18 protein-coding genes and 1 pseudogene are annotated in these 23,683 nt (G+C 68.8%); 6 read left to right on the top strand and 13 right to left on the bottom strand.

Annotated features, from left to right (window positions below):
• Nucleotides 1–434: 434 nt before the first annotated feature.
• Together N1F91_RS29095 and N1F91_RS29090 are read right to left on the bottom strand one after the other, a co-directional pair.
• Entirely contained in the window at nucleotides 435–1,775 is a 1,341-nt protein-coding gene (locus N1F91_RS29095) for an alkaline phosphatase family protein (protein WP_289997307.1), read from the bottom strand.
• A gap of 223 nt (nucleotides 1,776–1,998) precedes the next feature.
• Nucleotides 1,999–2,451 carry a cupin domain-containing protein gene (locus tag N1F91_RS29090; protein WP_289997304.1) on the bottom strand — a complete coding sequence of 151 codons (453 nt, stop codon included), beginning with the start codon at nucleotides 2,449–2,451 and terminating at the stop codon, nucleotides 1,999–2,001.
• Between the two features lie 282 nt (nucleotides 2,452–2,733).
• Between N1F91_RS29090 and N1F91_RS29085 the strand changes: the two genes are divergently transcribed.
• On the top strand, nucleotides 2,734–3,759 hold the full coding sequence (locus N1F91_RS29085) for a glycosyltransferase (protein WP_289997302.1): 1,026 nt from the start codon (nucleotides 2,734–2,736) through the stop codon (nucleotides 3,757–3,759).
• 212 nt (nucleotides 3,760–3,971) lie between these two features.
• Nucleotides 3,972–6,695, top strand: coding sequence for a pectate lyase (locus N1F91_RS29080; protein WP_289997301.1), 2,724 nt, complete (start codon nucleotides 3,972–3,974; stop codon nucleotides 6,693–6,695).
• Between the two features lie 15 nt (nucleotides 6,696–6,710).
• Here the strand turns inward: N1F91_RS29080 and N1F91_RS29075 are convergent.
• The 11 genes and pseudogenes from N1F91_RS29075 to N1F91_RS29025 all read right to left on the bottom strand — a co-directional run.
• A pseudogene (locus tag N1F91_RS29075) lies at nucleotides 6,711–6,827 on the bottom strand (cupin domain-containing protein); the annotation flags it as partial.
• Nucleotides 6,828–6,909: 82 nt separating this feature from the next.
• The gene (locus N1F91_RS29070) at nucleotides 6,910–7,224 is read right to left on the bottom strand and encodes a BrnA antitoxin family protein (RefSeq protein ID WP_289997300.1); all 315 of its coding nucleotides are present in this window, start codon (nucleotides 7,222–7,224) and stop codon (nucleotides 6,910–6,912) included.
• A 64-nt stretch (nucleotides 7,225–7,288) separates the two neighbouring features.
• Nucleotides 7,289–9,172, bottom strand: coding sequence for a DUF4209 domain-containing protein (locus N1F91_RS29065; protein WP_289997299.1), 1,884 nt, complete (start codon nucleotides 9,170–9,172; stop codon nucleotides 7,289–7,291).
• Between the two features lie 160 nt (nucleotides 9,173–9,332).
• Nucleotides 9,333–9,575, bottom strand: coding sequence for a hypothetical protein (locus N1F91_RS29060; RefSeq protein WP_289997298.1), 243 nt, complete (start codon nucleotides 9,573–9,575; stop codon nucleotides 9,333–9,335).
• A gap of 242 nt (nucleotides 9,576–9,817) precedes the next feature.
• Nucleotides 9,818–12,742 carry an excinuclease ABC subunit UvrA gene (uvrA, locus tag N1F91_RS29055; RefSeq protein WP_289997297.1) on the bottom strand — a complete coding sequence of 975 codons (2,925 nt, stop codon included), beginning with the start codon at nucleotides 12,740–12,742 and terminating at the stop codon, nucleotides 9,818–9,820.
• A gap of 314 nt (nucleotides 12,743–13,056) precedes the next feature.
• A complete protein-coding gene (locus tag N1F91_RS29050) occupies nucleotides 13,057–13,977 on the bottom strand; it encodes a helix-turn-helix transcriptional regulator (RefSeq protein ID WP_289997296.1) in 921 nt (306 codons plus the stop codon).
• Nucleotide 13,978: 1 nt separating this feature from the next.
• Nucleotides 13,979–16,129: a molybdopterin cofactor-binding domain-containing protein gene (locus tag N1F91_RS29045; RefSeq protein WP_289997295.1), complete on the bottom strand. Its 2,151-nt coding sequence runs from the start codon at nucleotides 16,127–16,129 to the stop codon at nucleotides 13,979–13,981.
• Entirely contained in the window at nucleotides 16,129–16,596 is a 468-nt protein-coding gene (locus N1F91_RS29040) for a (2Fe-2S)-binding protein (protein ID WP_289997294.1), read from the bottom strand. Before N1F91_RS29040 ends, N1F91_RS29045 begins: the two co-directional genes overlap by 1 nt.
• Before the next feature lie 181 nt (nucleotides 16,597–16,777).
• Entirely contained in the window at nucleotides 16,778–17,494 is a 717-nt protein-coding gene (locus N1F91_RS29035; protein ID WP_289997293.1) for a Bax inhibitor-1/YccA family protein, read from the bottom strand.
• A 36-nt stretch (nucleotides 17,495–17,530) separates the two neighbouring features.
• On the bottom strand, nucleotides 17,531–18,304 hold the full coding sequence (locus tag N1F91_RS29030; protein WP_289997292.1) for an anti-sigma factor: 774 nt from the start codon (nucleotides 18,302–18,304) through the stop codon (nucleotides 17,531–17,533).
• The gene (locus tag N1F91_RS29025) at nucleotides 18,301–18,831 is read right to left on the bottom strand and encodes a sigma-70 family RNA polymerase sigma factor (protein WP_289997291.1); all 531 of its coding nucleotides are present in this window, start codon (nucleotides 18,829–18,831) and stop codon (nucleotides 18,301–18,303) included. Before N1F91_RS29025 ends, N1F91_RS29030 begins: the two co-directional genes overlap by 4 nt.
• 746 nt (nucleotides 18,832–19,577) lie before the next feature.
• Between N1F91_RS29025 and N1F91_RS29020 the strand changes: the two genes are divergently transcribed.
• From N1F91_RS29020 to N1F91_RS29005, 4 genes are all read left to right on the top strand, one after another.
• Nucleotides 19,578–19,889: a DUF1294 domain-containing protein gene (locus N1F91_RS29020; protein ID WP_289997290.1), complete on the top strand. Its 312-nt coding sequence runs from the start codon at nucleotides 19,578–19,580 to the stop codon at nucleotides 19,887–19,889.
• Between the two features lie 111 nt (nucleotides 19,890–20,000).
• Nucleotides 20,001–21,131 carry a hypothetical protein gene (locus N1F91_RS29015; RefSeq protein ID WP_289997288.1) on the top strand — a complete coding sequence of 377 codons (1,131 nt, stop codon included), beginning with the start codon at nucleotides 20,001–20,003 and terminating at the stop codon, nucleotides 21,129–21,131.
• A gap of 202 nt (nucleotides 21,132–21,333) precedes the next feature.
• Complete coding sequence (gene ssb, locus N1F91_RS29010) at nucleotides 21,334–21,864, top strand: single-stranded DNA-binding protein (RefSeq protein WP_289997286.1); 531 nt, start codon at nucleotides 21,334–21,336, stop codon at nucleotides 21,862–21,864.
• A gap of 26 nt (nucleotides 21,865–21,890) precedes the next feature.
• Nucleotides 21,891–23,531 (top strand): hypothetical protein, encoded by a 1,641-nt coding sequence (locus tag N1F91_RS29005; protein ID WP_289997282.1) that lies wholly within the window; start codon nucleotides 21,891–21,893, stop codon nucleotides 23,529–23,531.
• Nucleotides 23,532–23,683: the final 152 nt, after the last annotated feature.

Below are 23,683 nucleotides of genomic sequence, written 5' to 3'. Positions count from 1 at the left end.
CCTCGTCGAGGCCGGAAAACCGAAGCGCCTCGCACTCACAGCCGTCATGCGAAAGATCGTCGTCATCGCAAACGCAAGGCTCGCACAACTCGAAGCGCAACTGACTTGATGAGGACCGTCGAGAGGCTGCACCCCGGTTCGCGCCTGTCTCATCTTCGTCATCCCGGAACGACGTCCGAGCGCAGCGAAGGACGACGTATCCGGGATCCATGCCTCGGCGGCTGCCGTCAGGCGGAACGATGGAAAAGGACCGGTGCCGCGTCTGCGCCGTCCCGCCTTTCGGCGACGGCCGAGGCATGGATTCCGGGTCTGCGCCCCCGCTTCGCTCCGGCTCCGCCCGGGATGACGAAGGTGACGGGGGAGCCGTCATGGTGGGCGGGGCTGCCAAGCAGGCGGGCGGGTGCGCCGGGCTGGATCGCGACATGGATAAACTGTCACCGCATTTCGGCGTTCCGTGCAGCGCGGGCCGCGGCGGCGACGGCGGAGCCGATGTCTTCCATGCCGGCGATGGCGGCGAGGTCGAGATGCCGGCCGGCGGCGAGGATGGAGCCGCCGGCGCGGTGGTTTCCCGGCCGGAGCGGCGGCGGCCCGGCTTCGATGCGGCCGAGGACGGAAGAGGCGATGGCGCGGGGCGCAAGCCCTGGCGGCAGCGGCAGCAGCAGGTCGGGCAGAAGGGCGGCGCGCGGCCCGGGACAGTCGCGCGACGGGCGTTCGACGGCAAGCACAGCCGGCAGACCGGTCGCGGCGTCGGCGAGGTCCACCAGCAGCGCCTCGGCACGATCGAGCACGGCGTTGCGGGCGGCCGCGTCCGAGTGGTGGACGCGCAGGGCAAGGGCGTTCTCGTTGTAGGGCAGGGCCTCGATCAGGCGGTGCGGGCGGCTGCGCAGCCAGCGGTCCGCCAGCCGGCGCCAGACGGGTTCGCCGCAGGCCGCGTTGAGCCGACCGACGAGCGCGGGCGCGAGATGGTCGAGCGTGCTGTTGGCCTGCATCTCGGTGATGGTGAAGACGGCGACGTCCGCGTCCGGACCGGCCGCCGCGACGAGGGCGCCGACCGCGGCATCGATCTCGGTCAGCACGATGCGTTGCGGATCGCCTGCGGGCAGGCCGTGCGCCGGCCGCTCGGCCGCACCGTCCCAGAAGGCGTGGCCGGCGCAGTGGGCTTCCTTGAAGCCGATGGCGAAGACGTCCCACGCCTCGGACGCCAGATGGTGCAGGCCGGCGGCCCGCTTGCGCGACACCGACAGGCGCAGGTTGACGAGGATGTCGGCGATGTCGGCTTCGTCCGCCACGCCATGTGCGTGGCTGCAGCGGCTCGGCGGTGCGGCCCCGAAGCGGGCGACGGTTTCGGCCGCAAGACCGGGCGGAAAGCTCGCCGGCTCGGTGAAGTAGCGGCCATGCACCAGCCAGTCGGCGAGGTGCAGGCCGTTCAGCGGGCGCGGCGCGCGCGACTTGGGCAGGTCGAACAGCGCGACGCGCAGCCCGGGCTCGCGCTCCCACCAGGCCTGCAACTGGTCCTCGCCAGTGGGGGCCAGGGCTGTGCCGCCGTCGGGCAGCCGGAACAAATAGTGGTAGCGGCCGTGGGCGCCGAGACCGGCGCCGTAGTGGAAGGAGGCCCAGAGACCGTCGTCGGTGACACCCGCCGGCGCCGAGAGCGGCCTTCCCGCACCTGCCGCACGCAGACCGGCCAGATGCGGCAGGCAGCCAGCCGCCATCAGGCGGTCGACGAGGGTGGCGGATGCGCCGTCGATCGCGACCAGAAGCACCCGTGCAGGCATGCGTGCACCTTTCGGGACGGGACGTCCGCCGCAGCCTTCTTGCCAGCCGCGCGGTGCCGCGGCAAGCCGCCGGACGCCGCGCCCGTCCTTCACCGTTTCCGCAGGACCCGCCCGTCGCTCGGCCCCCTGGACAAGGACGGCCTATGCGAAGAATGCGGGATTTTGCCGGTTTGGGCAGCTGGGACAGACCGTTCCGCGGGATCAGTAGATTGTTCCGGTACCCCTACGGCGTCTTGGCGCGCAGCAGCGTGTTCTGGACATCGCCTTCGATCTGGTCGATCACCACCAGCCGCACCTTGTCCGGGCCGACCGCGGCACCCTGGTGCCAGATGTCGCGCATCTCGACGATGAAATCGCCCGCGCGGTAGGTTGTGGCGGCGCCGGTTTCGAAGTTGGTGACGAGGAGCTCTCCCTCGAGCACGTAGGCATAGCGCGCGGCGGGGTGCTTGTGCACCGGGAGCGTCGCGCCCGGGGCGATGTCGAACAGGGAGGCGACGACGCGCGCATCCTTCTGCGGCAGCACGATCGGCTGGCCGGCCGCCGTGACGTCGGTGCTGGCGATGGGGGTGACCACGACCGGCGGCCGCGCGGTGTCGTCGAGGGCGAAGGCGAGACCGGCGGCCAGTGCCGCGCCGGCGAAGGTGGCGGCAGCGAGTGTGCTCGTGAGTTTGCGCATGATGTCCTCCGTCCCGAATCGGGTTGCCGGCCATCGTGCGCGGTGGCCAGCAGGGTTACAACGGCCGGATGCACGGGATGGTTGACGATCCGTTCGATCGGGACAGTCCGGCGAGTTCCAACCGTCATTCCTCCCGACCAGGGCAAGACGGTCCCGGGCAGCGCAGCGGTAGCCAGCCTGCAGAATGCACCCGTGGCCGGACCATCGGCGCGCGCGCCAAAGGCGGGAGGGATCTCGTGAGAACAGTGCGCCGGATCCCGGGCTCGGCGCTGCGGAACAGCGATGACATGGCGATGGCTATTTCGCCCCGGCAGCCCTGGATATCTTCTTGAGTTTGGCCATTCGTGGCATGGTCGGGTGCGGTGCGCTGATGAACGCCAGAGACCTCCTGCCATGGAACGGGCCATGAAAAATGCCTATCGGCGGCGTATCTCCCGGGCGGTCCGGAAGGCCGCCTCGGCGACGAAATCCGTCTTCGACGCCCCGTTTCGCCGGCCAGGCAAGGGCACCGGGCCGCAAGCGGAGTTCCGGCACGAGCTCGAGCGCATGCGGGGTGATCTCGAACAGCGCATCTTCCGTCTCGAGATGCTGACCACCAGACCGGCTATCGAACCACCACGGCGGGACGGGGTGCGGGTCTCGGTCGTTATCCCGACCCGCAATCGCGCCGCCCTGCTCGAGCGGGCGATCGCCAGCGTGACCGGTCAGGTCCTTGCCGACTGGGAGTTGCTGATCATCGACGACCGAAGCCGCGACGCGACGCCCGAAATCATCGCGCGAGCCGCGGCAGACCCGCGCGTGCGAGGGTTCAGGAACGACCTGGAGAGCCGTCAGGTCGGGTCTCTTCGCAATCAGATGGTGCGGGAGGCGAGGGGCGAATTCGTCTCATACCTGGACGACGACAACATCTACTATCCCCATTTCCTCGCCGCTGCCGTCGGGACGCTGGAGACCAATCCGGCCGTCGACCTCGTCTACGGCGCGCTGGTGCATGACGATCCGCCGCGACCGGCCTCGCCGATCATGTGGGAACCGTTCGACCGGCAGACACTCCTGCGGAGGAACTACATCGACACGAGCACGATGGTGCATCGCCGCCGACTTCATGAACGCCTTGGCGGATGGAACGAAGAACTGAGCTCGTTCGAGGATTGGGATCTGGCCTTGCGGTACACCAGTCACGCGCCGGCATTTCCCGTTGCGGTTCTGGCGGCGAGATACTCGGCGCTCGACATCCCGCGCATGTCGACATCCGATGGACGCCGCGAGGCCTATGCGCTGTTCAGGTCTCTCTGGCCCGCTGACTGAGGGTCGCTCCCCCTTCAGCGCGGTCGCGCAGCAGCTCGACCGCGCGACCCGCGCCGCCTGACCGAGGACGGGAAAGGACGGTGGATGTCGATGCCGGGGTTTGCAAGGCGTCGGTCCAGGGGATAACGAGCGGGAGCGCGCCGCTGGCCGGGGCGCGGCCCGATCGCCACGGCTCGGGCGGAGCAGTTACCCTCATCGGAGCCCATCGTCGCATGGCCGCATTTTCGATCCGCAGCCCGGTGCTCCAGCAACTCGCCGTGGCGACGCTGCTGGTCGCCCTGCTGGCGCTGCTGGGACCCTGGTGGGCCGTCTACGATCTGCATGTCGACGAGGGTTTCAACCTCGCCAAGGCGGCGGCGGTGACGGAGGGCCATGCACTCTACCGGGAGACCTGGAGCGACCAGCCGCCTCTGCTCACCTACGTGCTGGCCGGCGTGCACGGGCTGTTTCCGTACTCCGTCGCCGCGGCACGGATCGTCGAGCTGGCGTTCTCGCTCGTGCTCGTGACGAGCCTGTTCCGGGTCGTGCTGCGCGAAGAGGGCGCATTCGCGGCCTGGTCGGCCGTGCTCCTGCTGCTCAGTTGCGGTTTCTTCCTCGAGCTCAGCGTCTCGGTCCTGGTCGGGCTGCCCGCCATCGCGCTGGCGATGCTGTCGATCGATCTCGCGACGGCGCGCGCGCGGCCGCGCCGTTCGCTGGCCCTCCTCGCGGGCGGCGCTTTCGCGGCCGCCGTGTTCACCAAGGCCTTCGCGATGATCGCGCTGCCGGCGCTGATCGCCGCGTTCTGGCGCGCCCGGCGGCGCGGGGAGGAGGGCATGCCGGCTGCCTGGCCCTGGGCGCTGGGCGGTCTGGCTTTGGTCGCCGCGGCCATGCTGGTGGCGATGCGCGGGCTCCCATTCGACCAGCTCCTGGGAACGCACATGGACGCCCGGGGGCTCGCCCCTTTGCAGGAGGAGGGCGGCCTGTCGCGGCTGATCACGTTTTCCTGGCGCTTGGCGCCCGCGCCGCTCGCCTTCGCGCTCTTGTTCGGACTGGGCGCATTCTGGATGAGGCCGGGCACGTCGCTCCTCCTGCCGGTGCTGTGGATCCTGTCGGCGGTGCTGCTGCTGTCGACCCATCACCCGCTGCGCGACCATCAGGTGCTCATCCTGATCGTGCCGCTGTGCTGGCTCGGCGGCATCGGCTTCAAGAGCCTGTTCCGGCAGGGGGAGCGGTTGCCGCTCGGCGATTTCATGCTGGGGCATCGCGACCGGCGGATCGTGGCCGGGTCGATCGCGCTGCTGGGAGTCGGCGGTGCCGCACTCACGGTCGAGATCGCGCGGGACCTCGTCGATGCGCATCTCTATCTCGACCCGGTTCCCACTCTTGGGGAACAGATGGCGCGCGAGCGGCTGTCGCTGCTCGCCGGGGACGTCCGGGTGCTGGTCACCGACCGGCCGATCGACGCCTACCGGCATGGGCTGTCGGTGCCGCCGGAACTGGCGGTCTGGTCGCTCAAGAGGCTGCAGACGGGTGCGGTGACGGACGACGACGTGATCGCCGCGATCGCCGCCCATCCCGGCGCGGCGGTGCTGCTGCGCCGCTTCGAGCATTCCGAGGATCTGCTGCGTCGGATCGGCGCAATCGTCCCGCCGGTGGCTGCCCAGAGCGACCGCCTCTCGGCGTCAAGGTTCCGGTACTTCCAGACGGTTCCGGCAACGACGCCGCTGGAGCAGGCGATCCTGCCGATGCTGCCCGCGCTGATGGGCGAGGGAATCGGCGGGCTCGAGGCGGCGGCCGGCGGACGGATATCGCGCCCGTCCTCCGTCGATCCCCTGCCGCCCGGCGCCATCGTCGCCCGTCCGCCGGGTTCCGCGCAGGAACTCGGCGCCTGCCTCGTCGCCGCCGCGCGCGCCTCCGGCAGCGCGACGCTCGCCGTCGAGGCGCTGGGCGTGGGGCGCGCGCTTGCCTGTGCGCAGACGCAAGGCGGCGGCTGGCGGGAGGCGACGAGCGGCACGGCGCTCTGCAACACCCCCGGTTTCCGACGCCCCGCCGACGGGGAGGCCACCTTCGACGACGGCACCGTGCCCTCGGCCCTGCTCTTCGCCTTCGACCTGGAGGACCTGCTCGACGAGCGCGCGGTCGCGCGCCCGCTTTGGCTGACGGCCATGATCGACCGCGCGCTTTCGTTCGTCGTCGAGACGCAACGCCCGGACGGGAGCTGGCCGCAATCGCTGGAAGGAGGCCGCTACCACGGGCATGCGACGCTCAACGACGACGCCATGACCGGCCTGATCCGGATCCTGCTGCTCGGCCATGAGCGGCGAGGGCAGGCGCGGCTGCTCGAGGCGGCGCGGCGCGGCGGCGACTTCCTGCTGCGGGTGCAGGGCGAAGCACGCCAGCCGGCCTTCGCGCAGCAGTATGACGAGGGACTGCCGACGGCGGCGCGCGCCTTCGAGCCCGCGGCCTATTCGACGCTGGAGACCGCCTTCGCCATCAACACGCTGATCGACCTTCACCTGCGGACCGGCGACACGCGCTACCGCGACGGCGCGGCGGCCGCGGCGCGATGGCTTGCCGAAAGCGCGGTGGCGCCGCAGACCTGGGCGCGGCTGCACGCGATCGGCACGAACCGGCCGCTCTATGCGCGGCGCGACGGAACCGTCGTGTACCGACTGGAGGACCTGCCGGCCGACGAGCAGAGCCGCTATCGCTGGCAGGGCGGGCGCGAAACCTTTCCCGAAATCGGGCAGGCCCTCGACCGGATCGCGCTGCTGGACCAGGGCGCGGATGCCGTGCGCGTGCACGACCGGCGCTTTCGGGCTTCGGCGCTGCTGGCGGACACGCCGACCGCGCGGCTGTGGCTCGACCCGGCCGCGGCGACCGCGGCCCCCGGCGCGGACGGCTCGACCCGCGCCTTCGCGCTGCAATGCGCGGGACTGGTGGCGGCGGAGCGGTAGGAGTGTGGCGGCGTCGGTCTGGACGTTGGTGACGAGGAGTTCGCCCTCCAGCACGTAGGCATAGCGCGCGGCGGGATGCTTGTGCACCGGCAGCGTCGCGCCGGGCGCTATGTCGAAGAGCGAGGCGATGACGCGGGTCATGGTAACCGGATGCGGCGAACGTGCTTAAGAAAGGCTTTCGCGGCGAGGCCGGCCTCGATGGGGGCCGCGCCTTTCAGCGCGAGCGCCCCTTTCGATCGCGGTCACGCTCCATCGCGCCTCGCAGGATCGTGTTCAGACGCGTCTGGTATCCCCGGCCGTCGGCCTTGAGCCAGGCGAGAACGTCCGCATCCAGGCGGGCGGTGATCTGCTGCTTGATCGGGCGATAGAACCGGCCGCGCTTCGCGCCGGTCCACTGCGCGTCGGCAAGCTCCGGAATGTCGCTGGTGTCGATCGTGTCGTCCGGCTGCGCCGCCAGCGTCTCAAGCGCGCGGCGGCGCTCGTCCGTCAGCGCCGGCAGTGTGTCGCGCGTGTGCTCAACTGTTTTCATAGCGCTTCCTTTCGCGTGGCGTCGCGCGGCGGGCAGAGATGATGCGGATCGTAACCTAAACTGGCTAATGGCAACCTTGGCTATACATAACCGAGGCTATGTCCGGCCAAACCCGGAACGATGGCACACAAGCCAATCGCAATACAAGCCATGTGGCGTAAATCACATCCGGGCTCCAGAACGCCCCGTCTCCCATCTTCCCATGGGCAAGTTCATTGCGCACCGACGAACCACCTCGGAAGTTGAAGAGCAGGTCGATCTCTACAAGCATCGCAGCTGGGATGATTTTTTGTAGTGGGTCGCGATAATCGTCCAAGAGACGACTTAGCATTGCCTCCTCCTGAGTGCCGTCAGGATTAATTCGGTTGGTTTCGATGCCATTCAACCCGAGGACATGCCTTAGCGAGTTCTCCAGTTGCGGGAGCAATAGGTGAGCCGCTTCCATGTCGTCACCTGCGAGAAACCTATAAGCGCCTTTTGCGAAGATCAGGTCGTGGTCATGAGGAACAAAGAAGCTGGCTTGCATCACGGGCACGAACATGGCCAGAGAAATATAGTGCTCGTTCATGATGACACGGCGAATGGTGTTTAACTTGGCAGCAACAGCGATTTGCCGCCGGAATTGGTCATGCTGATTCATAAGGAAGCGAACCTGATCCTCGTCGGGTGGACCGTTAAAGTTAAGCCCCGGAGCTTTAAATCGTGTCCGCCCTTGGGAGTCGCTCACAGTCATCGGCATGATGCCCGATATGCTGCCATAGCCAGTTTCTAAAACTTCCTTTCGCAGCGCGTCTGGATCGGGCGAACGTTCGCATGTGAGGAGCGAACGCAGCACATCAGGAAAGTGTTTGCCGCTAACAACGTTTTCGACCGATTCGACAAGGTCGGTGATATTTTGCTCGTGCGAGAAAATAGACATCTCGTCTTGAATATTGGGTTGTGTGGCGTTCAGACGATCCTGTAGTTCACGTCGGCGTTGGACGGTGCCCGGTATCGGCCGCAAAGCTTGGATTGCGTCATTGAGAAAGCTGGCCTGTGCCATGGCAGAGTCGGTGCGCGCATCGGCATTGCCGACATACGTCTCAGCCGCCGCAATCAAACAGCGGTTCTCGTTTTCGGCATCCTTGGCGCGATGGTACGCGCGGGCCGCCACTGCCCAAAGCTCGCGCTGGCCAAAGTGGTCGCCTACCATTTGACCATGCAACGCAAGGCGCTCAGCGGCGTCTGCTACGGCCTTCGGGTTCCAGATGACGTTGTCGAGATTGACCGGAGCAATGTGGACAAAGCCCCAAGCGTCATTTGAGTCTACTGCCATCTGGGAAACATCGGAAATTACGTTTCGCAGGGGATCGAAGTCGGAACGGTCCCAGCCCAAGCGTCGGGCAACAATAGTTGCCCTAATCAAGAGCTCGCATCCCGTAACGCAAGCCGCGCTCTTCTTCTCAAACGCGAACTCAGCTTCACCGCGAAGGACCATCGTGACGCAATCGACGTAGGCGCTTACGGCCCGCATCCCCGCGGCAGCGTTTCTCGGCACACGTAACCGGCAGACATCGCTTATACGTGCTCGAAGGGCTGGACTTGGGATATCGGGTGAGAACGCTGCGAGTATTTCGATTTGATCTGCGAGGAGATCGCCGGGAACACCGGTTCGCCGACCACTGAAGATCGCCAGCGGCTGAAATGGCTCGACGCGGTTCTGAGGCACGAAGTGGTATGAAGCTATATTGGAAAGAACCTGCAATGCATCAGCGGCCGGATCGCCCGCCGCACGGGCTACTGTTGCTGCCTCTGCAAGTCGAGTGTACGTTCCATGAATATCAACCTCACGGCGATCATTGATCGCGGCCGTCACTGGCTCCAGCCGAAAGGTCTCCATCGGAACAACAAGCGTCACGCCTGGAATCGATTCGCTGTCTTCGTCAGATTCTGATTGGTCGATCGGCATGATCTTCCTGTCGAGCCGTATAGAAGCGCTCTCCCACCTCGCTCCGCCGCCTCGCGCTTTTGTACTCCGGCCGGCAGGTCCCTGAAAAGGGCGCCGAAGTGCCTACCAGGTTCCTTGACGACGTCCTCCCGGCGACATTGCGCCGGCGGTTCGCCGCCGTTTATGCCACCTTCGTCAGCTCGAACACTTCCCCATGTCTCGCCGCGCCAGCGATATCGCGGCGGCGCAGCGCCTGTCGGACTTCGTCGAGCTTGAGTGCATCCGCCATGGAAAGGTACGGACCCCAGCCGGTTTGGTCGTCGGGCTCGTAGATGAGTTCGACCGGAATCCTGGCGACATAGCCGCCTTCCTCGACGAGCTTTGTAACGTGCTCACGCCTTGCGTCGAGTTGTGGAGTGCTCATCCCACTTGTCCTTGTCGGGCAGATAGTCCGTCACGAGGACGGCATTGGCCGCAGTGTCGTTGATCATACCCCAAACAGCATGGATCGTGCCAGCCGGCAGGATGTGCCGTGCGAGAAACGACGGTCCCATCCGTCGCCGCCCTACGGCGCCCCCCTGGCCTGCCGGCCGGGGCGAGCCACGTGTCTCGCCCGTCCTTCGGCCCCCCCAACGAGGGGGGAGATCGGCAGCTTCGGCGTTTCGCCTACTCCGCCGCCGCCTTCTTCCGCACCGGCCGCCGCTCCAGCAGTTCCTTCAGGAACGCGCCGGTGTGGCTGCGGGGTTCCTTCGCCACGTCTTCCGGCCGGCCGACAGCAACCAGTTCGCCGCCGCCGTCGCCGCCTTCGGGGCCGAGGTCGAGGATCCAGTCGGCGGTCTTGATCACCTCGAGATTGTGCTCGATGACGACAACGGTGTTGCCCTGGTCGACGAGTTCGTGAAGCACTTCGAGAAGCTTCGCGACGTCGTGGAAGTGCAGGCCGGTGGTCGGTTCGTCGAGGATGTAGAGCGTCTTGCCGGTGGCCTTGCGCGACAGTTCCTTGGCGAGCTTGATGCGCTGCGCCTCGCCGCCCGACAGCGTGGTGGCCTGCTGGCCGACATGGATGTAGCCGAGGCCGACCTTGGCCAGCGTCTCCAGCTTGTCGCGCACGGCGGGAACGGCGGCGAAGAATTCGGCACCTTCCTCGACCGTCATATCGAGCACGTCGGCGATCGACTTGCCCTTGAAGGTGACGTCCAGCGTCTCGCGGTTGTAGCGCTTGCCATGGCAGACGTCGCAGGTGACGTAGACGTCGGGCAGGAAGTGCATCTCGATCTTGATGACGCCGTCGCCCTGGCACGCCTCGCAGCGGCCGCCCTTGACGTTGAAGGAGAAGCGGCCCGGCTGATACCCGCGCGCCTTGGCCTCCGGCAGGCCGGCGAACCAGTCGCGGATCGGCGTGAAAGCTCCGGTGTAGGTCGCGGGGTTCGAGCGCGGGGTTCTCCCAATGGGCGACTGGTCGATGTCAATGACCTTGTCGAGGAATTCGAGCCCCTCGATGCGGTCGTGCTCGGCCGGGTGCTCGCGCGCGCCCATGATGCGGCGCGAGGCGGCGCGAAACAGCGTCTCGATCAGGAAGGTGGACTTGCCGCCGCCCGAGACGCCGGTGACGCAGGTAAACGTGCCGAGCGGGATCTCGGCGGTGACGTTCTTCAGATTGTTGCCGCGCGCGTTGACCACCCTGAGCCGGCGGCCCTTCTTGATTTGCCGGCGCTCGGGCGGCAGCGGGATCGAAAGGGCGCCCGAGAGATACTGCCCGGTGAGCGATTTCGGATTGGCCATGATCTCGGCCGGCGTGCCCTCGGCGACGATGCGGCCGCCATGGATGCCGGCCGCCGGACCCATGTCGACGACGTAGTCTGCGGTCCGCACCGCGTCCTCGTCGTGCTCGACGACGATGACCGTGTTGCCGATGTCGCGCAGGTGCTTCAGCGTCTCGAGCAGGCGGGCATTGTCGCGCTGGTGCAGGCCGATCGACGGCTCGTCGAGCACGTAGAGCACGCCGGTGAGGCCGGAGCCGATCTGCGAGGCGAGCCGGATGCGCTGGCTCTCGCCGCCCGACAGCGTGCCGGAATTGCGCGACAGCGACAGATAGTCGAGGCCGACGTCGTTGAGGAAGCGCAGGCGGTCGCGGATCTCCTTCAGGATGCGCACCGCGATCTCGTTCTGCTTGGCGTTCATCTGACCCGGCAGCGCCTCGAACCAGGCGCCGGCATTGCGGATCGACAGCTGCGTGACCTCGCCGATGTGGCGGCCGGCGATCCTGACCGCCAGCGCCTCGGGCTTCAGCCGGTAGCCGCTGCAGGCCGGGCAGGGGGTGGCCGACATGTAGCGCTCGATCTCCTCGCGGCTCCAGGCCGACTCGGTCTCCTTCCAGCGCCGCTCGAGATTGGGGATGACGCCTTCGAAGGTCTTCGACGTCTTGTAGGAGCGCATGCCGTCGTCATAGGCAAACGCGATCTGCTTCGAGCCGGTGCCCTGCAGGATGGCGTTGCGGGCCGGCTCTGGCAGTTCGCTCCAGCGGTCGCCCAGCTTGAAGCCGTAGGCCTTGCCCAGCGCGTCGAGCGTCTGGACATAATAGGGCGAGGAGGAGCGCGCCCAGGGGGCGACCGCGCCGTCGCGCAGGGACAGGTTCTCGTCGGGGATGACGAGGGCCGGGTCTATCGCCCGCTGGCTGCCGAGACCGTCGCAGGTGGGGCAGGCACCGAAGGGATTGTTGAAGGAGAAGAGCCTCGGCTCGATCTCGGAAATGGTGAAGCCGGAGACCGGGCAGGCGAATTTTTCGGAGAAGAGAATGCGCTCGTGGGTGTCGTTGAGCGACTTGTTCGCGGAACCGCCCTCCGACGTCTCCTCGGGCGGCAGCGGCTTGTCAGCGAACTCGGCCACCGCCAGCCCGTCGGCCAGCCTGAGCGCCGTCTCCAGCGAATCGGCCAGCCGCGCCGCGATGTCGCCGCGCACGACGAGGCGGTCGACGACGATGTCGATGTCGTGCTTGTACTTCTTGTCGAGCGCCGGGGCCTCGGCGATCTCGTGGAACTGGCCGTCGATCTTGACGCGCTGGAAGCCCTTGCGCTGCAGCTCGGCCAGTTCCTTGCGGTACTCGCCCTTGCGGCCGCGCACGATGGGGGCGAGCACGTAGAGCCGCGTGCCCTCCTCGACGGCGAGCACCCGGTCGACCATCTGCGATACGGTCTGGCTCTCGATCGGCAGGCCGGTGGCCGGCGAATAGGGCACGCCGACGCGGGCGAAGAGCAGGCGCATGTAGTCGTAGATCTCGGTGACCGTGCCGACGGTGGAGCGCGGGTTCTTCGAGGTGGTCTTCTGCTCGATGGAGATGGCCGGCGACAGCCCGTCAATCTGGTCGACGTCGGGCTTCTGCATCATCTCCAGGAACTGGCGGGCATAGGCCGACAGGCTCTCGACATAGCGGCGCTGGCCTTCGGCATAGATGGTGTCGAAGGCGAGCGAGGATTTGCCCGAGCCCGACAGCCCGGTCATCACCGTCAGACTGTCGCGCGGAATGTCGAGATCGACGTTCTTGAGATTGTGCTCGCGCGCGCCGCGGATCGAAATGTACTTCTGGTCGGCCATGGCCGGATCGCCGCCTCGTGCTCGATTGGGGGGAGGGCGCGGCCAAACCTGTCCGCGCCGTCCACATGTAGGATCGATCGCCGCCGCGTCGAGGGGCGCGCGCGTGCGATGCGGCATCGAGTTAGACGCCATTGCCCGGCCGGGGCAAGCACAAAGAACAAAGAGGAAACAGGTTCCTGACACGCGGCCTGTGGATAAGTGGCGGCGGATCGGGGGCGCGGGCGAGGGCGGTCGGCAGGCTGTTGTCGGGTTGGCCAATCGTTGCGGAGCGGCGGCGGCTCCGCCTTGCCGCCGGGGAGTGCGGTTGGCTCTCGTCAGGCGGGCCTCGCCAGGCGCCGGTACTCGGCCGGCGTCGGGCCCACCGCCGCGCGGAACGCGCGCTGGAAATGCGGCTGGTCGCTGTAGCCGGCCAGCAGGCCGACGAGGGAGAGCGGGGTGTCCGTCGCGGCGAGCAGGCGCGTTGCGCCATGGATGCGTGCGGAGGCGACGATGTCGGCGAGAGTCCAGCCCGCGTCCGCGAGGCGGCGCTGCAGGGTGCGCAGGCTAAGCCCGCAGGCGCGGGCGACCTCGGCCGCCGGGCGGCGGGCATGAGGCGCCGCGAGCCGGCCGGCGAAGAGCCGCGCCACGACCGGATCGGACAGCGGCCGGCCGGCGACGTCGACGGCGGGGACCGGGCTGTCGCTGCAGGCCGCCGGCGGCGGATCGAACCGGGTCCAGGAGATCGACCAGCACCGGGCGGCGCCGGGCGGCGCGCCGGATCCGGCGGACGCCGGCTGTTCGTCGAAGGCGAGCGCCGCATCCTGCGCGCCGCGCCAGCGGAGAATGCCGAGGACGAGCCCGGCCACGGCCAGGCTGTCGCCCTTGCCGACCGGCGAGCCGCGCAGGTCGTAGTGCTCCATGACGATGCGGCCGGCGTCGCCGTCGACGAGGCGGGTGCGATGGCGCGAGTGGAAGTAGCGCTCGATGGCGAACCAGCTCGCGACGATGTCGCCCGGGCTGCGGCAGCCGGCAAACACGCCCGCGACCGGATGGGCGGCGAATTCCGGCACGATGCCGGCGACGCCGAGGATCGCCTCCGCGCCGTGGGCCGAGAGAACGGCATCGAGGAAGGCCCGCTTCTCGGCAAGGCCAATGGTGCGTTTGCGCGCCGGCGGAGGAAGGTCGAGCCCGATCGACTGCCGTTCGAGCGAACGGCGCACCATCGCCAGAACGAGCGCGCCGGCGAAGTCCTCCATGTCAGGCCCGTCCGACCGGAAGCGCGGTGACCGTCCGGCCGGTCATCGCGGCAATGGCGTTGGTGACTGCGGCCGTGCCGGAGACGATGGCGGTCTCGCCGGCGCCGGTCGGCTGCGGGCTTCCCTCGATCAGGCGGACCTCGATGTCCGGCACGTCCGACAGCACCGGCAGCGGATAGTCGAAGAAGCTCTCCGGCAGGATGCGCCCGCCGCCGACCGCAAGCTCCTCCTTCAGTGCCATGCCGATCCCCCAGACGAGGTTGCCTTCCACCTGCGCCCGGACTTGATCGGGATTGACGACGAGGCCGCAATCATGGGCGCACCACAGGCCCGTTACCTTGTACCCGGCCGCCGTCCTTGTCACGCGCGCGACGGTGGCGGCGAAGGACATCTCCTTGTAGATGCCGCAGGCGAGGCCCCAGCCCTCGTCCGGCCGATCCTTCGGCCGGACCGGCCAGCCGGCCATGTCGGCCGCGGCCGCGAGGACAGCGCGGAGCCGCACATGCTCGGGCGCGATCGACCGAAGGCGCAGGTCGAGGGGATCGAGGCCTTTTGCGCGGGCCAGGGCGTCGACGGCGGTCTCGATTGCCCAGTGGTTGGCCGCCGCGCCGAGCCCGCGCCATGGACCGGTCATGACCGGCAGGCGGACGTCCTCGAACGCCACGCGGGCGGCGCTTGCCGCATAGGCCGGGACCGCGCCCCGCGCCACGCCCGGATCGGCGACGAAGCCGGTCGCGAACTGCAGCCCCGGCCCCATCGCCGCCGACGTGAAGATGACGTGTCCCGACCGGAAGGCATGGTGCCAGCGGGTGATCCGGCCGGCGGCGTCCGCCGAGAGGCGGATGCGGTGGGACGATGGGGCGCGGTGGAACCCCGCACGGAACTCGTCGCTGCGGCTCCATTGCACCTTGACCGGTCGTCCGCAGAGTTTCGCCAGCCGCGCCGCTTCCATCTCGGCAGCGACGATGGTGCGGGCGCCGAAGCCGCCGCCGATGCGCATGCCGTGGACCACCACCTGTGCGCGGCTGAGGCCGAACGCGTCGGCGAGGCTGTCGCGGACGAAGAACGGATCCTGGGTGCCGGTCCAGACCTCCAGGCCGCCGTCGTCGCCGAACCGGGCGACCGCGGTGCGCGGTTCGATCGAGGCGTGCGCCGCAAGCGGCACGGCCAGCGTGAGATCGACGTCGAATGGGTCGTCGCCGAGGTCGCCGTCATCGAGGACGCCATGCTCCAGGCCGCCGACCGCGGCACTGACGTCGACCATTGCGGCGAGGCTGGCGGAGTCGACGGCGGCGCCTTCGGCTTCGTCGACGGCGAGGACCTCCATTGCCCGTGCCAGCGCGCTGCGGCGGGACGCGACGAGGCCGGCGAACGCGCCGTCGCGATGGAGGCCGAGGAAGCCCGGGACGGCAGCGCAGGCCGAGGCGTCGATCGCGCGGATCCGTCCACCGAGCGTCCGTGGCCGGACGACGGCGCCGAAGACCATGCCGGGCAGGCGCACGTCGTCGGTGTAGAGCGGACGGCTGCCGGTGACGATCGCCTCGACGTCGTGGGTCGGACGGGCACGGCCGACCTCGCGCCTGCCGGATGGGTCCGCAAGCAGCCGGGGCGTCGCGGCCGCGACCTCGCCCTCGGTGACGAACAGCGGCCCGGCGGCGCCCAGATCATCGAAGGCAAGCACGAGCGCGTCGCCGTCCATGACACCGTCGGGTGCGAGCCGCAGGTCGCCGGCCGGACGCTGGAGGCGTCGCGCCGCTTCCCGCAGGATCGCGACGGCAAGGGCGGCGGCGGCACGCGCCACCAGCGGACCGGTCTCGCGCATGGCGTCCGAGCCCACGGTCGACCGAGCGACCGGGATCAGGCCGGTATCGGGCTGGACCAGGCGGATGCGGTCGATGCCGACGCCGAGTTCGTCGGCGGCGACCTGGCGCATGCCGATCGAGATGCCCTGCCCCATCTCGGCGCGGCTGGAGAGGAGTTCGAAGACGCCGTCCGGCCGGAGGCTGAGCCAGGCCGCAGCGTCGCCGGGCGTCGGTGGCCTGCGCGGCGGCAGCGTCGGCATCAGCGCGAAGGCGCCGCCGGCTACGGCCGTGATGCCGGCCGCGCCCCAGCCGAGCGCTGCAAGGACGCGGCGTCGCGACAGGCGCGGCATCACGCGTCCCCCGCTGCCAGCGCGCGTGCCCGCGCGATGGCGCGGCGGATGCGGGGCTGCGTGCCGCAGCGGCAGAGGACGCCGTCCATTGCCGCCTTGATGTCGGCTGCGCCGGCATCGGGTTGCGCGGCAAGAAGCGCGAAGACGGTCATGATCTGGCCGTTCTGGCAATAGCCGCACTGCGGCACGCTTTCCTCGATCCAGGCCCGCTGGAACGGATGCAGGCCGCCCGCGCCGGCAAGTCCTTCCAGCGTCAGCACCTCGCGCCCCTGCGCCGCCGTCGCGGGCTGGATGCAGGAGCGTTCGGCCTGGCCATCAATGACGACCGTGCAGGCGCCGCACGAACCGACGCCGCAGCCGAAGCGCGGCCCGTTCAGGCCGAGATGGTCGCGGAGCAGGAAGAGCAGGGGTTCGTCGGCAAGCTCGTCCGGGACATCGACCGGCCGGCGGTTGAGGGTGATGCGCATGGAGACCTCCGTTCGTCCACCCAACGTCGCGCAGGAGGCGGCGACAGTCTTGAACGATCGCGCCAAACCGGCGGAGGGTGACGCACGGCGCGCTGCCGGCGGCGCAAACGAAAAGGCCGCGCCGGGAGGCGCGGCCGATCGGTCGGAGAGCGGCGGGGCGCGGCCCTGCCGCGGGTTTCGGCTACTCGCGCTCGCCGGTGAAGTGGAGCAGCAGCTGGAAGATGTTGACGAAGTTCAGGTAGAGCGAGAACGCCCCCCAGACGGCCATCTTCTGCCGCGACTCCTGGTCGATGTTCTCGGCATACTGCTCCTTGATGGTCTGCGTGTCCCAGGCGGTCAGGCCGAGGAAGACGACGATGCCGATCACCGAAATGGCGAACTGCAGGGCGGACGAGCCGAGGAAGATGTTGACGATGCTGGCGACGACCACGCCGATCAGGCCCATGATCAGGAAGGACGAGAACTTCGTCAGGTCGCTCTTCGTCGTGTAGCCGTAGAGGCTGGTCGCGCCGAACATGGTGGCGGCGATGAAGAAGGTGCGCGCGATCGAGGTTCCGGTGAAGACGAGGAACACCGAGGCGAGCGAGAGGCCCATGACGGCGCAGAAGGCCCAGAACATGCCCTGCGCGCCCGCGGCCGACATGGTCTGGATGCGGAAGGAGAAGAGGAAGACGAAGGCGAGTGGCGCCAGCATCACCACCCATTTCAGCGGGGTGGAAAAGATCGGCACGTAGAGCGCAGGCACGGAGGAGACCGTGAAGGCGACGAGGCCCGTCACAACGAGGCCGAGGGCCATGTAGTTGTAGACGGAGAGCATGTGCTGGCGCAGGCCCTCGTCGAAGAGGGCGGCGCTGCGCTGGCCGAAGCCGGCGCTGGTCTGGTAGTTGGGCGTATTCATCCCGGTTTCTCCTGTGTGAAGCGGTTGGTCGAAGGGTCAGTAGAGGGTGGCGGACAGCGTGCCGGCAGCACGGTCGAGCTGCTTCGCGTCGGCGGCCGCGACCAGCGCGTAGGCGACCTCGCCGATCTGGAAATAGGCCGACGCGACGTCGCCCGCGGGCGCGAGCGTCGGCTGCACGACGTCGAAGGTTCCGGGACGTACCGCAAAGAGCGAGACGTATCCGAGATCGCCGGCATCGATGGTCATCTCGACGCTGGGGCCGAAGCGCGAGGGGTAGATCTGGACGTCGCGGACGCCCCAGTCCGTCGGCAGCGTCGGCATCACGATCGCTGTCGCCGACCGGATCTCCTCGGCGCTGTAGACCGGCACTTCGGGCTGCGAAGGCATTGAGGCGCGCAGCACGGAGGTTCCGTGGGCGCGCATGGCGTCCTCGACATAGGCCGGCGGCGGCGGCGAGGCGACGACCTCGGTGATCCTGAACGGCCCGAGCGCCTCGTTGGCGAACCAGCCGGCAGCGACGAAGACCGTGACGGCCGCCGCCCGCTGCAGGAGGCCGAACACCCGACCGCGCACGAGGACGCGTTCGAGCCTGCGGGCCGCGTCGGCCGTCGCGGGGCGCGGGGCTCCCGCGGTGCCCGCCATCGCCAGGCGCAGCTCGTCGCGGTTGCGCAGGTCTGCCATCACCCGGGCGGCCGTGTCGGGCCGCGCCGCGAGAAACGACTCGACCTCGATGCGGCGGGCGACGTCGAGCTGGTCGTCGACATAGGCGTCGAGATCGGTGTCGGTGACGGGATCGGCGATTGTGTTCATTGCGGGCCTCCGACGATCTTCAGGTGGCTCCCCCGAGCTGGCGCCCCGTCCTCCATCGCGCGCAGGGCGGCGCGCGCGCGGCCGATGCGCGACATCAGCGTGCCGAGCGGAATGGCGAGCGCTTCGGCAGCCTCCTGGTAGGACAGGCCCTCGATGGCGACGAGATGGAGCGCGGCGCGCTGCTCTTCCGGCAGGCCCATGAAAGCGTCGCGGACCTGCGCGAGGCGCACCGAATGCTCCTGCGGCGCGGCGAGCGCGGTTTCGCTCAATCGCGCGCTCTCAGCGGCGCGTGCAGCCTCGGCACTGCGGCTGCGGGCGCCGTCGACGAAGGTGTTGTGCAGGATCGACAGCAGCCAGGCGCGCATGTTGCCGCCCGACCGGAAACTCGACCGGCGTTCGTAGGCCCGTACCAGCGCGTCATGCACGAGGTCTTCCGCTTCGCTCGCGTCACGGCTGAGCGACCGCGCGTAACGTCGCAGCGCGCCGAGCTGGCCAAGCACGTCGAAACGGGGCTTTCGAGGGTCCATGCCGCATATACGGAGCCGGAGTGCGCTTTCATCCCGGAGATTCGAAAAAAGATCGGGAGGCGACCGTCAACACCGATTTCCGCCTGAGGCGGCCCAAAGCGCTCCTGTCGACCGCGCCCGATGCGCGAAATGCGCGGCTGTGGATAACCCGGCCGGATCGGGTGCGGCCGATCACATCTGGCGCAACGCGTCAGCGCGAACTTGACCCGCGGCGGGAGGAGGATCACGCTGCATCAGTCGGCGGTGCCACGAGGCACGAAACCGCGGCGGACGGAGCCGCATGGGCCGGCACGGCGAAACAGGCAGAGGAGGGAGGCATGACTCCACCGGACTGTTCACCAGGGTCCCGCTGCTAGCGGGACCGCGGCAGGCACGGCGCCACCGCCGTTCGTGACGCTGCCGTAACCCCTGAAAATCAGAGACTGTGGTCGGGCCGGCGGTAACACCGTGTTGCGCCCGAAGAGGATCGGAGAGCATTCTCCGCAGAGCCGGAGATATCCGGACGAGACCAGAGCCCCGACCGCGATGCGCGGCGGGGCATTTTTCAAGCACCGGTTCGGAGACAGGGCGGGGGGGCGGAGGCCCCGGCCGGCCGGGTTCATGCAGGGCGGATGCAGCCGGGCCACTTCGCATCCGCGGAACGGTGGAGGCTGCGGGGTCGGCCGGCGCGCCTCGTTGGCTTTGGCTTAACCGACGTCGATCATGCTGCGACCACAGGGTGGAGGGTCGGCATGTCGGGAGAGTTCATGATCGGAATCGCCGGCTACGCGCTGGCCGTGAACCTCCTGGCCTATGTGGCGATGGTCCTCGACAAGGCAAGGGCCGGGGCCGGATCGCGACGCATCTCGGAGGCGACGCTTCTGAACCTCGCTTTCGTCGGCGGAAGCATCGGAACCGTCGTCGCGCAACGGACGATCCGTCACAAGACGCGCAAGGAACCGTTCCGCACGCAGCTCCATGCGATCATCCTGATCCAGATTCTTGTCCTCGTGGCGCTGATCGCCGCGCTGATCGTGACCGGTTCGCCGGACAGACTCTGGCGCGCGCTCGTTTCCTGACGTGTTCGGCAACGTCTGCGGCAGGCTTCATGCCCGCTCCGCACCCTTGCGCCCTGCGTCGGAAAAGCCTAGCCCGAAACAACCGGCATCGACGGTGCGAGGCAGGACAGGATGAGCAGGCGGCATGGGCTCGATGGGCTCGCCCGGTGGGCGGAGCGGGACGGGTGGCGTGAGTTGCTGGACGATGTGTTCGACCGGCAATTCGGCGACGTCCTTGACGAGCACGACCTCGATTTCGAGGAACTGGACGAGCTGATCGGGGTCGCGCAGGCGGACATGCTGTGGGCCTGGTGCTTCGAGGATTTCGTCACCGTGCCGCGGCAGGCGGACGGGCTGACGGTCGTCGACGACTACCTGAAGCGGCGCGGCTGGAAGGAAAGCGTCACCAACCGGCGCTACCTGGAGGCGCTGAAGTCCTCGGTCGTGGGGTTCTGGGCGGTGGTCGAGACCGTGCCGCGCCGGTCGGTGACCCTGGTCGACCTCGTCTCCGACGGTGAGCCGGTGCAGATCGAGGATCCGACGCTGGCAGGCGCGCTGCAGGTCGGCGACAGCTTCGCCGGCCGCGTGGTGGACATTTCGGGGCGGATGCGGGTGGCCGGCGCCACGCTGGTGTTCCCGGAGCCGATGCCCGACCTCCTGCTCGCCGGCCTGGCGGCGCTGATCGACAACTATCGCGTCGAGATGCGCGAGGCGCTGGCAGAGTCCGACGCTATGGATGACGAGACCCTGGCGCGGATGTTCATGCAGACGCTGGCCCCCGCCTTTTTTGGCAGCGCCTGGCTCGACAGCGTGCTGTCGGACCTGCTGGGCGACGAGGCCGCCGCCGCAGTGAACCTCGACAGCGAACCGGTGCTGTTCCACACGCTGCTCCTGCCGCTGGCGCAGCGATCGGCGACGCAACGGCTGCGGGCCCGGCTCGACGACGCCCCCGGACTATCACGCGAAGGGACCGACCGCTGGCTGTGGATGCACGAGGCGCGGCCCGCGCCGGAGGGCGCGGCTGGGGTCTTCGCCGAACGCGCCGCCGACGGCCGCGAGGTCGTGGGACGGCTGGAACTGAAGGCAGGGACGCTGACGCTGACGGTCAATTCAGCTGCCCGCGCCGTGCGCGGCGAAAGCCTCGTTCGCGCGGCGGCCGGCGACCTGCTCGGCGAGACGGAAACGAGCAGCCAGACGCTGGAGCAGTACATCGAGGCCAATCCCGGCGCGGCGATGCATCTGGCCGGCGCGACGCTGCCGTAGCCGCCGTCCCGAAAAGTTGCCGAGCGTTTTCGGTGCATCTTGCGCGGGCAGCTTATCTGGATTAGAACATTCCAAGAACGAACTTGATGTGGAAAGGGGTCGCATTCTTCACCCGCGACCCTGCGGCCGCCGGGCGTTTCCTGTATAGGAAGCGCAGGCTTCGCTTTGGCGAACGGTTTGCGACAGGCGTGGAGATTTCGAGATGGCAGGCAGCGTGAACAAGGTCATTCTGATCGGGAACCTGGGGGCAGATCCCGAGATCCGCCGCCTCGGTTCGGGCGATCCGGTCGTCAACATGCGCATCGCGACCTCGGAAAGCTGGCGCGACAAGCAGTCGGGCGAACGGCGCGAGAAGACCGAGTGGCACCAGGTGGTGATCTTCAACGATCAGCTCGCCAAGGTGGCCGAGCAGTACCTGAAGAAGGGCATGAAGGTCTATATCGAGGGCCAGCTGCAGACCCGGAAGTGGGAGAAGGACGGCGTCGAGCGCTACTCCACCGAGATCGTGCTGCAGCGCTTCCGCGGCGAATTGCAGATGCTGGACGGCCGCGGCGACCGCGATGGCCAGTCGGTCGGCTATTCGGGCGGCCAGTCTTCCGGCCGCGGCGGCGGTTCGGACTTCGGCTCGTCGGGTCCGATGGACGATCGCGGCGGTGATCGGGACCGCGGTGGCCGGGGCGGCGGCGGCGGCGGCGGATTCTCGCGCGATCTCGACGACGAGATTCCCTTCTGAGGCAGCGGCCGGCGGGGCTTTGAGCCGTGCCGCCGATCCAGGTCCGGCTGGAGCGTGACGGCGCGGCGTCGTGCCGGACCAGCGACGGTGCGGCTTTCGCCGCGGCCTCACCATCCGCGCTGTGGCAGCGGCTGGCCGATGGCCCGGCGGGTGCGATTCATCTCCTGCCGGAGGGGACCGAGCCGACCGGCGGCAGTGGCAGCGCCGCCGAAGCGATGATGGCGGCGGGTTGCGGCGCGGCGGTTGGGCCGGTGCTGCGCGCAGGCGGCGTCGAGGCGCCCGCGCCGTGGCGGACCGATGCGGTGCGCTCGGCGCGCATGGCCGGCGGCGGGCTGATCGTATCGGCGGGGCTTGCGGGGGACCTCGCGGCGCGGCTGGTGCGCCGGCGCTGGGATCGCTTCTGGCCAAGCGACCTTGCCGCGCTCGTTGCCGAACTGTGCGAGCCGCTGCGCTGGCCGAAAGCGGTGGCGCGGCGCCTGCAGGGCGATCCGGACGAAGACCTGCGCGGCGACCTCATGCCGCCATGGCGGGCCGGGCTTGCGCCGCATGACGGCGTGGCGCCGACGCTCCTCGTCTATGGCGCCTGCGACGCATCCAGCATGCTCTACTTCGACGCCTTCGCGCGGACGGCGGGGGTGAACCTGCTCTTCCTGCGGCCGTCGCATCCGGCAGCCGATCTCGGCTGGCTGTGCGCGGCGTCGGCTGTCGTGCTGGTTCGGGGGCTGGCGCAGGCGTTGCAAACAGGGGTGGCCGACCTGATGCGCGCCGTCGGCGTTCCGGTGTTCTGGTTCGTCGACGATGACTTCTTCGCGCTGGCGCGGGAGTATCCGAGCTTTGCGCCCTACAAGGCCGAGCGGATGGCCGACCTGGCGGAGCGGATCGCCGGGATCATCGTGCCGACGGCTGCGCTGCGCGAGACGCTCGCCGGGACGATCGGCTTCCCGTCCGGCCGCATCGCGGTGCTCGGACCACGCCCGGCGCGTTGCTGGCCACGACCGACCCGCCCGGCGCAAGGCGTCGGGCTGATCGGGGGGACGTTCCGGGGCGAGGGGCTGCGGCGCTTGGTGGTGCCGGCGCTGGCCGCTTCCGCATCGCCGCCGCGCATCGTGGCCTGTGATAACTTGCGGCCGTTCCTCGGCGGGATACAGGCTGAGTGGGAACCCTATGAACCGGACTTCCTGACCTTCCTGCATCGCTGGCAGCGCCGTGCGCCGGCGGTGATCGCCCATCCGCCGGGCCGCACCGCCAACCTGCCGGCCAAGAGCGACGCGACGATCCTCGTCGCGCATGCGATTGGCGCGGTGCCCGTGGTCGCCGACGAACCCGGATTTTCAGGCTGGGGCGAGGAGCAGGGCGTGGTGAGGGTGGCGGGTCGCGACTGGGCCGAGGCGCTGCGTCATGCACAGAGGCCGGACGTCGCCGGGGAAATGCGGGCGCGCCTCGACGCGGTTCTGGCCGCGGAGGCACGGTTTTCCGACGATGCCTTAACGCTGCTCGCGGCCGTCACCCATCCCGCGCCCGTGGCCGACGACCTGTTCCACGAGCGGCTGAACGCGGCGCTGGGCTCGCCGCTGCTGGCGCCGCGCGTCGCCGAGCCGCGCGTAAGGCGCAGCCTCGCGAAGCGGCTCCGGGACTCGGCGGTCAAGCGGCTCGGTTGGCTGCAGTGACGGCTGTGAGGTGTAACGGGGCGGATCGGGTGCCGGAAATGCGGGGACAGTTTTACCCCGTCTACCCGATAACCCGAAATTCGTCGGGTCGGACGATGTGAAAGTTGTCGTTGACGGTGTCCCGGAAGGATTTCCACTTCTCGGGGAGCGTC

Origin of the sequence: Aquibium sp. ELW1220 (assembly GCF_030398385.1) — a bacterium.
Classification (GTDB): domain Bacteria; phylum Pseudomonadota; class Alphaproteobacteria; order Rhizobiales; family Rhizobiaceae; genus Aquibium.
This window is presented reverse-complemented; position numbering and strand designations above follow the sequence as displayed.